The sequence below is a fragment of the Streptomyces aurantiacus genome (assembly GCF_001418335.1).
Lineage (GTDB): Bacteria > Actinomycetota > Actinomycetes > Streptomycetales > Streptomycetaceae > Streptomyces > Streptomyces aurantiacus.
The window spans coordinates 1-16073 of record NZ_LIPP01000445.1 but is presented as its reverse complement, the minus strand read 5'-3'; the positions used below and the strand labels follow the sequence as shown (position 1 = coordinate 16073).

Below are 16073 nucleotides of genomic sequence, written 5' to 3'. Positions count from 1 at the left end.
AGCGTAAGATGTGTATAAGAGACGCCTCGCCCCGGACCCCGGCCCTCCGCAGGGCCCCCGGTCGAGGAGGTGGCTGCTGGGGTTCTGGGCCGTGGTCCTCGTGCTGTTCCTGGCGGTGGACCCGGGCCGGCAGACCTTCGACACGAAGCTCGGTGTCGCGCTCGCCCCCCGCCAATTCGTGTCCGACCTGGGCCAGTTGTGGCACGACCAGGGCGGCTTCGGCGGCATCGCGGACCAGTACGTCGGCTACGCCTTCCCGATGCTGCCCTACTACTGGCTGACGGATCTGATCAGCCTGCCGGTGTGGCTGGCCGAGCGGCTGTGGATGTCGCTCATCGTCGCGGTCGCCTTCTGGGGCGCGCTGCGGCTCGCGGAGCGGCTGGACGTCGGCAGTTCCGCGTCCCGGCTCCTCGGCGCGGTGGTGTACGCGCTGTGGCCGGTGTTCACCGTCGTCGTCGGCTCGACCTCGGCCGCCGCGCTGCCCGGTGCCTTCCTGCCGTGGGTGCTGCTGCCGCTGACGGACGACCGCTACAGCGCCCGGGTCGCCGCCATGCGCTCGGCGCTGGTCATCCCCTTCATGGGCGGCGTCAACGCGGCCTCGACCCTGGCTTCCCTGCTGCCGGTCGGTCTCTACCTCCTGTCGCGCCCGCGCGGCCCACGCCGACGCAAGCTGATCACCTGGTGGGTGCCGGGCGTGCTCCTGGCGACGGCCTGGTGGGTCGTGCCGCTGCTGGTCCTTGGCATCTACGGCGAGAACTTCCTTCCGTACGTGGAGAGTTCCCAGACGACCACGGACACCATGTCGGCGACGGAGGCGCTGCGCGGCGCCGGGAACTGGGTCGCGTATCTGCACTTCGGCGAGGCCTGGCTGCCCGCGGGCTGGACCGTGGCGGCCTCGGCCGTCGTCATCATCTCCTCGGCCCTCGCGGCCGGGCTCGGCCTGGCCGGGCTGGCCCGGCGGGACCTGCCCGAGCGGCGGTGGCTGGTGCTGACCGTGCTGTCGGTCGCGCTCATCACCCTGGCCGGCTACGGCGGTTCGTTCGGCGCGCCCTTCCACGGGGTGGTCCAGGACTGGCTGAACGGCGGCCTCGTCCCCTTCCGCAACATCTACAAATTCCAGACGGGGCTCGCGCTCGCGCTGGTCCTCGGGCTGACGCACCTGGTCGGCGTCGCCGCCCGGACCCGGGGCGCCCGTCCGGTACGCGGACGCCGGTACGCGCCACTTGTCGCGGCGGTCCTCGTACTGCCCGGCCTCGCCTGGCCGTACCTCAACGGATCGATCCTGGCGCCGGGTTCGTTCCAGGAGCTGCCGAAGTACTGGGGGACCACGGCGGACTGGCTGGAGAAGTACTCGCCGGACTCCCGCGCCCTCGTGGTGCCCGCCACCGCGCACGGCATCTACACCTGGGGCTCTCCCATCGACCAGCCCCTCGACGTGCTCGCCGACTCCCGCTGGGCCCAGCGGGACTACGTACCGTTCGGCACCCCGGGCAACCGGCGCACGATGGACGCGGTCGAGCAATCCCTGCTGACGGGCGGCGAAGTCCCGGGCCTGGCCGACTACTTGAGCCGGGCCGGCGTCCACTACGTCGTCGTGCGCAACGATCTCGACCCGGACCAGCTCGGCTACGTACCGACCACGACCGTGAAGCGGACCCTGGAGGAGTCGGGCTACCGGCGCACGACCGGCTTCGGCCCGCTGATGACGGGCGGGCGCATCGCGGAGAACACCCCCATCCAGATAGAGGGCCTGTATCCGCGGCAGCGGGCCGTCGAGATCTACGAGCCGGCCGCCGACGTGCCACGCCCCGGCCAGGCCGGGCTGAAGGCCGTCGCCGACACGGCCGTGGTGTCGGGCGGGCCCGAGGCGCTGCTGCCGCTGGCCGCGGACCCGACGCTGCGGGACCGGGCGACCGTACTGACCGGCGACAACCATCCCGGTCTCGGCTCCCCCGCACTCCAGGTGGTGGGTGACGGGCTGCGGCGCGCCGACACCCGGTTCGGCCTGGTCAACGCCAACACCTCGTACACGTACACCCGTGACGAACGCAATCATTCCGGCAGCTTCCAGGACGCCGGTCAGAAGCCGCACCAGATCCTGCCGACGGACGGGATACGGCACCAGACGGTGGCCGAGCTGCGCGGGGCGCACTCGGTGACCGCGTCGTCGAGCGGCAACTGGCTGTTCCATCTCCCGCAGTACGACCCGGTCAACGCCTTCGACGGCAACCCGGACACGGCGTGGGCCGAGGGCGCGGCGGGCTCGGCGGACGGGCAGTGGCTGCGGATCGGCTTCACGGACGAGACGGAGATCCCGTCGTCGATCCGGGTCACGCCGCTGCCGCAGGACAGTGTGCGCTCGGCGCCGACCCGGGTGCGCGTGGAGACGGAGCGCGGCTCGCAGACGAGCACGCTCCGCGCCGACGGCTCCCGGCAGCGCATCAAGTCCCCTGAGGGCCCGTCAAGTTGGCTGAAGGTCACGGTGGTCGACTCTGTGGCCCGGCATGTGGGCCTGTCCGGCGCGGGCTTCTCCGAGATCAGCGTCCCGGACGTCCAGGTGACCCGCATGCTGCGGCTCCCGACGGACGCCGGGAACGCTGAGAACGCCGACGCGACCGCCGAGACGATCTCCCTGCACCGGGCGTCCGACCCGGGCGGCTTCTCTCCGACGGGCACGGAGGCCGGGCTGCACCGCCGCTGGACCTCCCCGGCCTCGGGCACGTACGCGGTGAAGGCGAGCGCGGTCCCCGTACCGGGTGACGCGCTCGACGCGCTGCTGTACGACGTCGCGCCCGAGCAGCGCGACCGGATCACCGCCACGGCCGGCTCGACGGCCCGGCTCGGCACCGGTCTGTCGCCGCGCAACCTCACAGACGGCGACCTGACCACCGCGTGGATCGCCGGGGACGACCCGACCATCCACCTGCGCTGGCCGGACGAGCAGGAGGTGGGCGAGATCGTCCTCGCCCCGGCCGGCGGCCTCTCCACCCGGCCGACCGAGGTGAACATCAGCTCCCCGACCGGTTCGACGATCGCCGGCGTCGACGAGAACGGCGCCGTCCGCTTCGACCCGATCACCACGGACCGGCTCGACATCACCGTCACCGAGACGGCCCCGATGACGGTCCACAACCCGCTCGCCGACGAGGACCTGCAACTGCCGGTCGGCCTGACCGAGGCGTACATCCCCGCCCTGGACGACCGCTACCGCACCCCGAAGGCCCTCTCCTCCCGCACCTTCGACCTGCCCTGCGGCAAGGGCCCGACCCTCGCCGTCGACGACGAGCTGTACGAGACGAGCGCCAAGGGCACGGTGGGCGACCTCGTGGAACGGCGCCCGATCGAGCTCACGCTCTGCCAGGAGGGGCGCGCGGACGCCGAACTGTCACTCGACTCGGGCGCCCACCGGGTCGAGGCGGGCGACGCAGGACCACTGGCCGTCACCGATGTGACCCTGACCCGCGGCACGGTCACCACGCCCACCGCGGTCGACCGCGAACTGGGCATACGGGACTGGCTCGGCGACCGCCGCGAGGTGACCGTCGGCTCGGGCGCGGCCTCGTACCTGACGACGTACGAGAACTTCAACGACGGCTGGAAGGCCACGCTCAACGGCCGCGAACTCAACCCGGTACGCCTCGACGGCTGGCAGCAGGGCTGGCGGATACCGGCGGGCGAGGGCGGCACGGTGAAGCTCTCGTACGAGCCGTCCACGGTGTACGAGGCCGGGCTGATCGGCGGCGGGATCGGGGTGCTCGTACTCGCGGGCCTGGTCCTCTTCCGGCGGCGCTCACCCAACCCGGACGTGTCCGACCCGAACGCGTCCGCCCCCGACGCGCCCTCGTCGGTGCCGCCTCCGCCCGGACTGATCCTGGGCACGGTCGCGCTCACCCTCGTCGGGATCGCGATCGCCGGGTTCCTCGCGCTGCTGGTGCCGGTGCTGGCGCTGCTCGCCAGACGACGGCACGCATTGCTGGTGCCCCTCGCGTTCCTCGCGCTCGCGGGGGCCGGGATCGCCGCCGCGACGGGGGCCGGGGAGCCCGTCCCCGAGGGTGCCGGAGCGTTCGGGCGTACGGCCCAACTGCTTGCGTTGATCGGCCTGTTCGCGGGGCTGGTGTCGGTCGGCGAGGCGTCGTACGGCACCCGGGGGCGTGGAGGCCGGGGCGATGGCGGCCGGGGTGGCGGAGGCCAGGGCGGCGGAGGCCAGGACACCCGTCTGCCGGACACGAGAGTTCTGCCGCCGCTACCTCCGCTGCCGGGGCACGAGGCTCCGACGCAGCCCCTGCCGCAGCGGCGGCGGGGCGGGAACGCGGGCCCCGGGGCGACCGCCGCGTCCGCGGCCCCGGGGGCGCCGGGTGCGCCTGGTGCGCCGCCACCGCCCTTCGCGCCGACGGAGCCGCCGCGGACCGAGTCCGGCCCGACGCTGTCGGCCCGCGGACCGGGGAACACAGGGCACACGGGGCGCACGCAGGACACCGGGGAGGGTGAACCCACATGACCACGCTGGACCATCCGGCCCGTGACGGTACGGGCGGGCCCGTGGAGCCGCCCGCCCGCGTCCCGTTCCCCGTGGTGGACGAGGTCGCCCGCCACTGCCTCCAGGAGGAGGAGCCGGAGACCGTCCACATCGAGGTCCACCTCCCGGGCCGCCTCGACCCGGATCGCCTGCGCAGCGCCTTCGCCGGGGCCCTGCACCGCCATCCCCGCATCCTGATGCGCGAGGCGGCGCGCCCCTGGTACGGGCGACGGTACGAGTGGGAACTCACCCCCGAAGCCGATGTGGAGGCCGTCCTCTTCCCGGCGCCGGACCGGGACGCGCTGAAGCACGCCAGGGACCGGGCGTTGCGCGACGCCCCGCCGCTCTCGGCCTCACCACCGATCCGGCTGGAGGTGGTCCGCGTGCCGGAGACCGACAGCACTGAGGGCATCGGCAGGACCGGCGGTTCGGAGAGCTCGGAGAGCACGGTCCTGTTCCTCACCATCAACCACACCGCCCTCGACGGCCCGGCCTGCCTGCGGGTCCTGGCGACCGCGGCGGAGCTGTACGGCGGCCGGGACAACTCCCCGGCGGCGCCGCCGACCCGCACGACGACCGCCGAGACGCCGCGCGCGCCCGACACCCCCTCCACCTGGGCCTCCGCCTGGGCGCCGCCGGCCCGGGTGGCGCGGGGGACTCCCGAGCCTCCCCTGCCCCACGGCAACGGCATGCTCGTCACCGAGCTGAGCGTCCCGCGCCGGCCCAAGGGCTCCCCGTACACCGTGAACGACCAGCTCATGGCCGCCACCGCCCTGATGCTCACGCACTGGAACCGGGAGCACGGGGCCCGTCCGCGTCCGCTGCGCATCACGATGCCGGTGGACGACCGCTCGCGCGCCGCGGACATGCCGATCGGCAACGGCACCCGGCTGGTCGAGGTGCCGTTCGCCCCCGAGGAGCTGGACGCCTCGGACATGGCCGCGCTGCTGCGCCGTACGGCGGACCGCACCCGCGCCCTCAAGGCCCAGCCGCGACCCCAACTCGGCCACGGCGCTGCGCTGTTGACGGCTCCGGTGGTCCCCGTCGCCTGGCGGGCCGCGTTCACCAGAGGGCTGCGGAAGGCCGCCGGGCCCTGGACGTCGACCACGCTGCTGAGCAACATCGGCCGCGTCCCGTACGCCCTCGACTTCGGCGAGGAGGCCGGGCGGGCGGGCGCCGTCTGGTTCTCGGCGCCCGCCCGTATGCCGCGCGGCCTGACGGTGACGACGGCCTCCACGGCGGGCCGCCTGCACGTGGCGCTCCGCTGGTCCCGCGCCCTGCTGAGCCACGGCGACGGGCACCACCTCCGCGACCTCTTCGAGCACTACCTCCACGCGACGGAACAGACGACGGGGAGCGCCCCATGACCACGGCCCCACCTCGCGGAACTCCGCACGGACCCCGGGACCACGGACTACGGGACTTCTACGAGGACCCGGCCGTCCCGGTCGCCTCCGGCACGCCCCGCAGCCTGCGCCAGGCCCGGATGCTCGCCGCCGCGCTGGGCCCGGCCGCGTCCGGCCCGCGCACGGTCATCGACATCGGCTGCGGCGACGGCACCGCCGCCGCGACGGCCGCACCGCTCCTCGCCGGCCACCACGTCGTCGGCGTCGACTGGTCCCAGGACGCCCTCAGACGCGCCCACACCCGACTCCCGTACGCGGTGCGCGGCGAACTCACCGACGGCGGGCTGCCGTTCAGGGCAGCCTGTGCCGACGCCGTCCTGTTCAGCGAGGTCGTGGAGCACCTCGTCGACCCGGACGCGGCGCTCGACGAGATCCACCGGATTCTGCGCCCGGGAGGTCATCTCATGCTCTCCACACCGAACCTGGCCGCCTGGTACAACCGCGCACTGCTCCTCGCCGGTGTCCAGCCCGTCTTCTCGGAGGTGAGCCTGCGCGCGATCCACGGCCGCCCCGGCTCGGAGGTGGTGGGGCATCTGCGGCTCTGCACGGCCCGCGCGCTGCGGGAGTTCGTGACCGCGTCGGGCTTCGAGGTCGTACGGCTACGGGGTGCGCCCTTCCACGGCGTACCGAGGCCGTTGCGCCCGCTGGACCGGCTGGCGTGCCGTGCCCCGTCACTGGCCTCGATCCTGCTGCTGCACGCGCGAAGGACGTAGCCCGTGTGGTGGGGAGTGGCCGCGGCCCTGCTGGCGAACCTGCTCTACAGCGCCGGATTCGTCCTGGAGAAGCGGGCGTTGGCGGCGCTGCCCGAGGTGAGCGTCCGCCGGCCGACCCGGCTCCTGCGGCTGGTTCTCGGCAGTCCGCTGTGGATCGGCGGGTCCCTCGCCCTGGCGTCGGGCTTCGGCGCGCAGCTCGTCGTCTACCGCACCCTGCCGATCGCCGCCGCGCAGGGCATTTTCGTCTCCGGCCTCGTCATCCTCGTACTGCTCTCCTCGGTGCTGCTCGGCGAGGAGACCTCGGGCCGCGAGCGGTACGCGCTCGGTGCGATCCTCCTCGCGCTCCTCATGGTGGTGCTCTCCCTGAAGGAGGGCTCCGACACGGTCAGCCGCGGCGCCCCCGCCCCGCTGATCCTGCTGCTCTGCGTACCGTCGCTCGCGCTGGGCGTCTGGCTGTACGGGTCCGCCGAGCGCCGCGCCCGCCACCGGCACCGCATGCCGACGACGGGCGTCGAGTACGGCGTGGCGGTGGGCCTGCTGTACGGGGTGAGTTCGCTGGCCATCAAGGGGGTGTCGAGCCACCTCGGCGTCCTCGGAGCGAGCGGGTTCGGCGGCGCGGCGCTCGGTCTGCTGCGCTCCCCGTACCCGTATCTCCTGCTCTTCACCGGGGCGTTCGGCCTGGTCATGTCGCAGGCGGCGTTGCAGCGCTGCCGGGCCTCGCTGATCGTGCCGGTCTGCACGACGGTGACCTGCCTGTTCACGGCGGTGCTCGGCACGCTGGCGTTCGGCGAGACGCTGCCCGAGGACCCGTTGCGCCTGTCACTGCGGATCGGCGGTACGGCGCTGGCGGTCTCCGTACTGCTGGTGATGCCCAAGCACGACCCACCGCGCCCATCGCACCCATCACCCCCCGTTCCAAGGGAGTTGACGAGTAATCATGAACCCCGACGACCCGCTGCTGAGGATTCTGGCGTGCCCGCTGGACAAGGGGCCGCTGCATCTCCTGGAAAAGGAGCCGGAGGGCACTGAGGACGCTCTCTACAACCCGCGTCTGCGCCGCCGCTACCCGATCGTGGACGGCATCCCGCAACTCCTCCCGTCCTCCGGCGAACAGGTGACGGACGAGGAGCACGAACAGCTGCTGCGACGCATCAGCGGAGGTTCCGCGGGCTCCGCCCCGCTCCCGGGGACGATGACCCCATGACCCTGGCAGCCCGTCTGGTCCCCTACGTGCCGGTGCGGCTGGTCGCCGCTGCCGCCAGGTCCGTCTATCCGCGCTTCGAGCCCGAACTGGCCCGGCTCGGCGACCTCTGCCCGCGCGGCTGCGGCACCGCCGTGGACGTGGGTGGCTGGTACGGCCCCTGGACCCGCCGTCTCGCGAACCAAGCACACCGCGTGGTGACGGTCGAGCCGGTCCCGCACCTGGCCCGGCTGCTCACCACCGTGACCCCCGGGAACGTCCGGGTCGTCCGCGCCGCCGCGAGCGACAGGGCCGGCACGGCACGCCTCTGGCTGCCGCCCGGCGATCAGGGCGACCGGGGTGTCTCGTCCCTCGTCCGGCGGGACATCCACGCCCGCGCCCTGGACGTCCCCTGCCTCACCCTGGACAGCCTTAACCTCCGCGACGTCGGCTTCATCAAGATCGACGTGGACGGTGGCGAACTCGCGGTGCTGCGCGGCGCGAGCAACCTCCTCACCCGGGACCGCCCGGCCCTGTTCATCGAGCTGGAGGCCCGTATCCAGCCCGTCGACACGGTCGTCTCCCACCTCGCCGATCGGGGTTACGCGGGCTGGGTGCTGCCCGGCGACACCTGGCTGCCGCTGTCCTCCTTCGACCTGGAGGCCCACCAGGCACGCACCGCGCACGTGGTCGCCCACGGCCTGCTGCGCAGAGTGCTGCCGTTCCGGGGCCGGGGGTACGTCCGGTACGTGAACTCGGTGCTCTTCCTCCCGGACGGCCGGCGCCCGGGCGAGCGGCGCGCACGGCACGTACGACACGATGGGACGCATGCCTCCCGCCAAGCGACCGGCTAGCCCGCTCACGCCGTTCACCCCGCTCGACTTCCAGCTCGTCCTGCTGCGCCGCATGGCCGACCACAACGCGGACCTCGTGGAGGACGCCCGCCACGCGCTGGGCGCCTCGATCGCGGAGATGCGCGAGGCCAACCGCCGTTGGCAGGCGATGCGGCACGCGCCCCGAAGCCGGGGTTCGGTGGCGCGCTACCGCTCAATCCTGGGCGAGCCCGAGTCGGTGACACTCCGGCGGATCGGCGACCTGTCCTGCGAGGCGTTCCTGTGGCCGGTCCCTCTCTGGCCGGACCTCCGCTTCGAGGTGCTGGTGGCCCCGGGCGGCGTGGCCTGGAACGAGTGGCTGGTCCGTGCCCCGGGCGCCCCCTCCCCCGAGCTGCGCGCACTGGACGACCTGACGCCCTGGTCCTGCACGGTCGACGAGGCCGCCCGCGCCTTCGCACCGGCCCGGCCGCTGGAGGGGTCGGCGCCGACGCGGTGGGGGCTGGCGTTCACGGCGCCGGACGGCTCGGGCGTACGGCGGGACTGTGCGGCGGAGTTCACCTGGGGACTGCTTCAGCGGGTGGCGGTCACCGGTCCGTGATCCGGGACCGACCCGTCACCGGAGGGCGGCCCTGCCGGCCGCCTCGGCGACGACGGCCTCGGCGACGACCGGTACGGAGGCCTCGTGCAGGAAGAGGAAGAGGTTGGGCTCGACGAGTTCCAGTTCCATGACGCGGGGTGTCCCGTCGTCGCCGTCCACCAGGTCCACGCGGGCGTAGAGCAGCTCCGGGGCGCCGGGCACGGCGGCCAGCGCCCGCTCGGCGACGGCGAGTTCGGCGGGGCTCGGCTGCCAGGTCCGCAGGTTCGGGTGCGGCACCTTGTCGTCGTCGAACGCGGTGCCGGGTTCGAGGACGGCACCCTTGCGGATGGCGTGCAGGAAACGCCCGCCGAAGAACACCAGGGCCCGTTCGCCCGCCGTGTCGATGCTCCGTACGTACGGCTGCACCATCGCGGTCAGCCCTTCGGCGTGCATCCGCTCCAGGTGCCGTACGGCGGTCCCGTGCTCCTCGGGCGTGTAGCGGGCCGCGTACCGGGCTCCGGCTCCGGAGGTCGGCTTGACGACGAACTCGCGGTCGGTGGGCAGCCCCGCCGGGTCCGCCGGGTCGCCCGGGGCGAGGTAGCGGGTGTCGACGACGGGCACGCCGGCGGCGGCCAGGTCGCCCAGGTACCGCTTGTCGGCGTTCCACCGCACGACCTCCGGCGGGTTGGCCAGAGCCGTGGCGGCCCCGCACCGGTCGGCCCACGCCAGGAACTCGGCGGGCCGCCAGCTGTAGTCCCAGGTGGAGCGGATCAGGGCGAGGTCGAAGCCGCCCCACTCGACGTCGGGATCGTCCCAGGAGACGACGGCGACGTCCGCCCCCGCGCCCCCCGCCTTCGCCTTCCGCACCGCGTCCGCGAGAACGGGCAGGTCACGGTCGTACCCCGACTCCCGTATCTCCTGGCAGGTGACCAGTGCGACGCGGGGCGTGCTGCGTGTCACGGCGGGCTCCTCATGGGTGTGTCGGCTCGACTCCGCTGGTACCGGTTCGTACCGCTCGCAGGCTAACAACCGCCCCGGGAACCGGTACGGGCCGCTTGACCTTCCCCTTCGGTGAGGCCACAGCATCGGTGGCAGGACGAGGAAGGGCACAAGGAAGGGGCGCACAGGGAGATGATGACGATCGGGGCTTTCTCGAAGGCCTGCCGGCTGTCGCCGAAGGCGCTTCGGCTGTACGACGAGCTGGAGCTGCTGCGTCCCGCGCGGGTGGACTCGGAGACGGGCTACCGCTACTACGCGCCCGAGCAGCTGGAGCAGGCGCGCCTGGTGGCGTGGCTGCGCCGGCTCGGTATGCCGCTGGCCGAGATCCGTGAGGTCCGCGCGCTCGGACCGGCGGACGCGGCGCGGGAGATCCGCGCGTTCTGGTCACGGGTCGAGGCGGAGACGGCATCCCGCCGCGACCTGGCGTCCTTCCTCGTCGACCACCTCACAAGACCCCTCGCGGGGCCTTGTCAGAGCGATTCAAGCACTTCAAGTGATCCGAGCAAGGAGACCACCATGCTGGAACTGCGCTGTGCCACCCTCTCCGACACCGGCCGCGTCCGCCCCGCCAACCAGGACACGGCGTATGCGGGGGCTCGCGTCCTGGCCGTCGCGGACGGCTTCGGTTCCGGGGGCGCGCCCGCGAGCGGGGCCGCGGTAGAGGCCTTCAAGTTTCTCGACGACGAACCGCTCCCCGCCGGGAGCGTCCTCAACCTGCTGGAGGACGCGGTCCAGGGGGCCACGGAGGCGGTCCGGGAGGTGGCGGGGCCGACGGACGAGGTCGGCACCACCCTCACGGCGATGGTGTGGACCGGCTCCCAGCTGGCCCTGGTCCACATCGGCGACTCCCGCGCCTATCTGCTGCGCGACGGCGGCCTCTTCCGGATCACCCACGACCACACGGTGGTCCAGTCGATGCTCGACGAGGGCCGCCTGACCCCGGAGGAGGCCACGGTCCATCCGCAGCGGGCTCTGCTCCTGAAGGCGCTGACGGGCGGCCGGCCCGCCTCGCCTCCGGCCCCCGCCCCGGCCCCGGACGTGCGTCTGCACGACGCCCGCGCCGGCGACCGCTATCTGCTGTGCTCGGACGGGCTGTCGGCGGTCGTCTCCGAGGACACCCTCAAGGAGACACTGACGACGGCCCCCGAACCGGCCGAGGCGGTACGAACCCTGGTCGCGGGAGCGAACGCCTCCGGCGGCCCGGACAACGTGAGCTGCGTGGTGGCGGACGTGGTGAGTACCACGGCCCGCTAGAGTCGTTCATTCGCCCGTGAACTCGTACTGCAATGCGTATCGGAGGGTGCGCAGTCGCTGGAAACGCTGGGCCTTGCGGTCACAGCCGACGGCAGCGCATTCCGGCAACGACGCACCGTCCACGAAGCCCCAGGCCGATGGGGGCGGGGCCTGGGGCTTCGTTCATGCGGGGAAAGCGGCTGTGTCGCGGGTCAGCGGTTGAGGACTTCTTCGATCTTGGTGGTCACGTGCTTGGCCTGGATGTCACGGCCCTTCTCGTTGGGGTGTGCGTACCACGGGAGCGGCTGGCCGAAGATGTCGAGCTTGGAGGTCTCCAGCAGGCCGCCGATGCCCCGGTCGGCGCCGTCGCACGCCGTGTTGTTCCCGGTGCGGTCGTAGAGGTCCACGAAGTCGGCACCGTCATCCGCGGCGGCCTTCTTCATGACGTCGTCCAGCTGCTTCTGGATCTGGTCCAGGAGCGGCAGCGCGTCTTTGGGAGTGTCGGCGAACGGCGGTTCCGTCTGGCCGGGGGCCGGGGTCAGGCACTTGGTGGTGTCCTCGGGTACGAGCCTGGGGTAGCCGACCAGCACACGCTCGGCGCCCGGGGAGAAGTAGCTCACGCGCTGGAGCAGCTGCTCCAGGTCCCATTCGACCTGCTGGAGCCGGTCGTCCAGCCATGCCTTTCCGTCGTCGGAGGCGAAGAAGTCCCGGCACTCGCCGGCCGGCTGGTCCGGGTCCACCGGCTCTCCGGGCAGCAGAGGGTGCTTGCGGAGCTCGTCGGAGCACTGCTTGAGGATGCTGGTGAAGCCCAGCGTGTTGCCGCCCATGCCGCCCACGACCAGCTTGGTGTCTTCCTTGAGTGCGTCCTGCTGCGCCGGGACCCTCCCGGCGCCGAAGGGCAGTTGCTGCTCGGTCCAGAAGTGTTCGACGAGCGCGCCTCCGCAGGAGACGTCCGACTGGACATCGAGGGTGATGCCCTTGCCGGCCAGGCTTCGGGTGGCGACGGCGGGATAGTTCTGCGTGGCCTGGAAACACCAGCCCCTCTCGTTGTCCTGGTTGTTCACGGGAGCGATGCCGTAGTTGGCGGTGTAGGAGTCGCCGAAGAACACGGTCGGTACCGGGTCGGCGGGCGCCGCGCCGGCGGTTCCTGTCGGAACGGCGAGTGCCAGGCAGCCACCGAGCGCGACGGCCGCGACGGCCAGCCGCCGCATCCTGGAAGTGGTCGTCGTCTTACGCATGGCCGAAAACATGGCTGTGCCCTTTCGTCGGGTTCCACGAGAAGAGGGAACCGAGAAGAAGATGTAACGCCATGCATTCATCCATGGACGGACCGTGATGATCCAGTGGAGGTGAAGCGCAACCGTGCGATCCTGGCCAGCCGTTTCACGCCGGTTCATCTCACCTGCTCAGCGGGAGTTTCGAAGACGAGTGGCTGCCGATATCGAGAACGATCACAACCCGAACGGGGAGGACCGGTGCGACCGCCGTGCGAGCCGGACAGCGGGCCCGCCTGCTGACGGGGCGACGGGACTCGGCACACGGCCGTTCCTGCCGCACGCGTGAACGACCATCGCGGACACGTGCAGGAGCCGACGCGGCCATGTGTCTCGAACCGGCCGGAATTCCGCCGCGACGGGCCACAGGCCACCTCGCCCCTGAGCGCCGGAGAGGGGCGCCGGAACCTCATCACAACCACTGGCGGATCGCCGCACCATGGATCGCAGCCTCGAAACCGACCCATGAGGGCCTGATCGGTCGGCCGCACTCCTTCGGCGGCGTCCAACGACACCGATGGCGGTCAGCGAGGTCGGCTCTGTGACCTTGTCCGCCTCAGCCCCTACCAGGCGCAAGCGTCAAGGTATGTCACTTTTCGCGAGCCTCATTCTTATAGGGGCCTTTTGGCATGAGTTGGGAGGATCGAGTCCAGGATTCCCCCGTCCTGTCCGGCGAGTGCCGGACAGCGCTACGAGGAGGACACATGCGCAAACGCCTCTCCGCGACGGCGGTTCTCGCCGCCGCCCTGCTGGCGGTCGGGTCCGGCTCGGCCGTCGCAGCCGACCCCCCGAAGGCGATCGCTCCATACGCGCAGGCCGCGGCATCGGTAGCCGCCAACGGCGATGTACTGCTCGCCAAGAACGTCGACGAGGTCACCAACCCGTCCGCAGGTCGCTACTGCGTCCACATCTCCGACCCGGACATCGACCTCGCCCGCAGCATCCCGACCGGGACCCTGAACGGGTACGAGGCCAGGGGCGGGTCCGTGCGGGTGTTCACCAAGCCGGTGGGCGTCTGCAACAGCGACCCGGATACGGCCTACGTGAGCGTCTTCAACAAGGACGGCGACTTCACGAACGCCGCGTTCTTCTTCACCATCCAGTAGACGCCGCTGCCAGTGCGACGCGGGGCCCGGCACTGCCGGGCCCCGCGTTCCTGGCGGCTACGGCCCGAGCGCCGCCGGCCCACGGTAGACCCGAACTCTATACACAGCATGTATACATGCTGTGTATAGTGGCGTCGCATGACGGACGTATACCTGCTGCCGATCCGTACGGCCTCCGTGATCTTCCCGGGGCTCGCCCTCCTGATGTTCGTGCCGACGGCGGTCGTCATCTACCGGCGGCACGGTGTCATGACGCGCTGGCGCGTGCTCTCGCTCTACGCGGGCGTGTACTACGCCCTCACCGCCCTGTGCCTGACGATCGTGCCGCTTCCGTCCCCGTCGGTGGACGTCTGCGCCAAGTACCCGTCCTTCGCCGATCCCCAGTTCATGCCGGGCACCGCGTTCGCGGACATATGGAAGGAGGCGCACCACCGCGTCACCTTCAACGCTCTGGTGCTGGAGAACTCCGCTGTCTGGCAGACCGTGTTCAACCTCCTCCTGCTCCTCCCGCTGGGAGCCTTCGTACGGATCCACTTCCGCAGGGGGCCGATGGCCGCCACCGCGGCGGGATTCGCCGGATCGCTCCTCTTCGAGCTCACCCAGTACACGGGACTGTGGGGCCTGTACGCGTGCCCGTACCGTCTCTTCTGCGTGGACGATCTCATCGTCAACACCGCGGGAGCGGCGCTCGGCTGGGCGGCGGCCGGCCCGCTGGCCCGCGTGGTGCCCGACCTGGCCACCCTGGACGACCGCGCGCTCGATCTCCACCGGGTCCCCTTCGGGCGGCGCCTGCTGGCCCTGCTGCTGGACATGACGGGTGCCGCGCTGCTGACCGGAGCCGTCGGCGGTCTCGTCCTCCTCGGTCTGGGGACCGACGCCGTGCTGTGGGTCCCGCCCGCGGTCTGGCTGCTGTGGTTCGTGCTGGTGCCGCGGTGGAGCGGCGCGACTCCGGGCAAGCACGTCCTGCTGGTGAAGCTCGTGACGAGGAGCGGCGGCGGGCCGGGGCACGGTCCGCTCGCGGTGCGTGCGGCGGTGCTCGGTCTGCCCTTCGCCGGCGTGTGGTTCATAGCGGGAGCGACTCTGCCGGCCGCCGGCGCCGATCCCTCCACCCTGATCGAGGTCGCGGGCGGGGTCGGCTATCGGGAGGTGGCCTACGCGCTGGCGGCCGACCCGACCACCGGGCTCGCCCTGCTGCTCGCCCCGGTCGCCGGCCTGGCCGTCGTCGTCTGGTGCGTACGGGCGGTCCGCAGGCACCCGGAGGGCCTCGGTCTGCACGAGATCCTCTCCGGAGTGCGGAACGAGGCACTGCCGCACGCCACGGCCCGGCGAGGCGGGGGCCCGGACGGACCGGCCGGGACCGAGAGCGAAACCGAGAGCGGGACCGAGAGCGAGAGCGGGACCGAGAAGCAGTCGCTCCCGGGCGCGGACCACGAGCGGGCCTTGGCACGTCCTTAGGGGGTCCCTTGGCAGTAGGTCCCTCAGCCGGCCCTTCGCAACTGTCTCGGCTCCAGGCGTTCCTCGGTGGCCGTGTCGCCGTCCCGGGTCACGATGTACGCGCCCTTGCCCGGGATCTCGGTGACGGCTTCGGCCAGTTCCGTGCCGCGGTAGACCAGGCCCACTCCGTCGTCGGTGCAGTGGGTGGTGGGCAGGGTGCCGTTCGCCACGAGGTCGTGGACCAACGGGCGGCGTCCCGGGTCGGTGTCGTAGTGGACGCCGTTGCCGTAGGGGAGGAAGCCCAACGCGTCCGTCACGGGCCGGAGTTCGGGGCCGAACGAGTCCGTCGTACCGCCCTGGAACCAGCAGATCGAACCCGCGCTGACACCACTGAGGACCACGCCCGAACGCCAAGCCCCGCGGAAGATGCCGTCGAGGCCGTGCACCCGCCAGACCGCGAGGAGGTTGGCCACCGAGCCGCCCATGACCCAGACGACGTCCTGGTCGAGGACGGTGCCTTCGACGTCGTCGAGGTTGGGCATCGGGAAGAGCCGCAGAGGGGTGAGGTCGAACCCGGCCACGCGGGCGGCCTCGGTCATGCGTGCCGTGAAGTGCTCGGCGTCGCCGATGGCCGTGCCGACGTACATCACGCGGGGGCGGCGGCCGTGGGCGCCCGACAGTTCGACCGCGTGGTGCACCAGCGCGTCGAACTCCAGCATGGTCCGGCCGCCCCCGGCCCGGTGACCGCCGGAGGTGGCGAGGATGGTGGGCGGCCTGCCGGACGGCGAGGGCGGGGTCGGCG

At 72.2% G+C, this 16073-nt stretch carries 13 protein-coding genes; 10 read left to right on the top strand and 3 right to left on the bottom strand.

Going from position 1 to position 16073, the window contains the following annotated elements; translation table 11 throughout:
* Positions 1-10: 10 nt before the first annotated feature.
* The 7 genes from AOK01_RS38340 to AOK01_RS38310 are packed head-to-tail and all read left to right on the top strand — an operon-like array spanning position 11 to position 9246.
* Positions 11-4498, top strand: a complete 4488-nt coding sequence (locus AOK01_RS38340; protein WP_055520011.1) for an alpha-(1->3)-arabinofuranosyltransferase — start codon at positions 11-13, stop codon at positions 4496-4498.
* A complete protein-coding gene (locus AOK01_RS38335) occupies positions 4495-5883 on the top strand; it encodes a condensation domain-containing protein (RefSeq protein ID WP_055520008.1) in 1389 nt (462 codons plus the stop codon). Before AOK01_RS38340 ends, AOK01_RS38335 begins: the two co-directional genes overlap by 4 nt.
* On the top strand, positions 5880-6635 hold the full coding sequence (locus AOK01_RS38330) for a class I SAM-dependent methyltransferase (RefSeq protein WP_055520006.1): 756 nt from the start codon (positions 5880-5882) through the stop codon (positions 6633-6635). The genes AOK01_RS38335 and AOK01_RS38330 overlap by 4 nt, the downstream gene beginning before the upstream one ends.
* A gap of 3 nt (positions 6636-6638) precedes the next feature.
* A complete protein-coding gene (locus tag AOK01_RS38325; protein WP_245702596.1) occupies positions 6639-7664 on the top strand; it encodes a hypothetical protein in 1026 nt (341 codons plus the stop codon).
* Positions 7573-7839: a Trm112 family protein gene (locus AOK01_RS38320; protein WP_055520003.1), complete on the top strand. Its 267-nt coding sequence runs from the start codon at positions 7573-7575 to the stop codon at positions 7837-7839. Before AOK01_RS38325 ends, AOK01_RS38320 begins: the two co-directional genes overlap by 92 nt.
* Complete coding sequence (locus tag AOK01_RS38315) at positions 7836-8669, top strand: FkbM family methyltransferase (protein ID WP_055520000.1); 834 nt, start codon at positions 7836-7838, stop codon at positions 8667-8669. The genes AOK01_RS38320 and AOK01_RS38315 overlap by 4 nt, the downstream gene beginning before the upstream one ends.
* The gene (locus AOK01_RS38310; RefSeq protein ID WP_079104086.1) at positions 8635-9246 is read left to right on the top strand and encodes a hypothetical protein; all 612 of its coding nucleotides are present in this window, start codon (positions 8635-8637) and stop codon (positions 9244-9246) included. The genes AOK01_RS38315 and AOK01_RS38310 overlap by 35 nt, the downstream gene beginning before the upstream one ends.
* 15 nt (positions 9247-9261) lie before the next feature.
* Here AOK01_RS38310 and AOK01_RS38305 read toward each other — a convergent pair whose 3' ends face one another.
* Entirely contained in the window at positions 9262-10185 is a 924-nt protein-coding gene (locus AOK01_RS38305; RefSeq protein WP_055519996.1) for an ATP-grasp domain-containing protein, read from the bottom strand.
* A gap of 171 nt (positions 10186-10356) precedes the next feature.
* Between AOK01_RS38305 and AOK01_RS38300 the strand changes: the two genes are divergently transcribed.
* Complete coding sequence (locus AOK01_RS38300) at positions 10357-11478, top strand: MerR family transcriptional regulator (RefSeq protein WP_055519994.1); 1122 nt, start codon at positions 10357-10359, stop codon at positions 11476-11478.
* Between the two features lie 191 nt (positions 11479-11669).
* Here the strand turns inward: AOK01_RS38300 and AOK01_RS38295 are convergent, their stop codons facing one another.
* Positions 11670-12695 carry an SGNH/GDSL hydrolase family protein gene (locus tag AOK01_RS38295; protein WP_245702595.1) on the bottom strand — a complete coding sequence of 342 codons (1026 nt, stop codon included), beginning with the start codon at positions 12693-12695 and terminating at the stop codon, positions 11670-11672.
* Between the two features lie 740 nt (positions 12696-13435).
* Between AOK01_RS38295 and AOK01_RS38290 the strand changes: the two genes are divergently transcribed.
* Complete coding sequence (locus AOK01_RS38290; protein ID WP_055519989.1) at positions 13436-13837, top strand: hypothetical protein; 402 nt, start codon at positions 13436-13438, stop codon at positions 13835-13837.
* 138 nt (positions 13838-13975) lie between these two features.
* Positions 13976-15292, top strand: a complete 1317-nt coding sequence (locus tag AOK01_RS38285; RefSeq protein WP_055519987.1) for a VanZ family protein — start codon at positions 13976-13978, stop codon at positions 15290-15292.
* A 23-nt stretch (positions 15293-15315) separates the two neighbouring features.
* On the opposite strand, the gene AOK01_RS38280 is transcribed toward AOK01_RS38285, so the two are convergent.
* A complete protein-coding gene (locus tag AOK01_RS38280; RefSeq protein ID WP_063792937.1) occupies positions 15316-16035 on the bottom strand; it encodes a Type 1 glutamine amidotransferase-like domain-containing protein in 720 nt (239 codons plus the stop codon).
* Positions 16036-16073 lie beyond the last annotated feature (38 nt).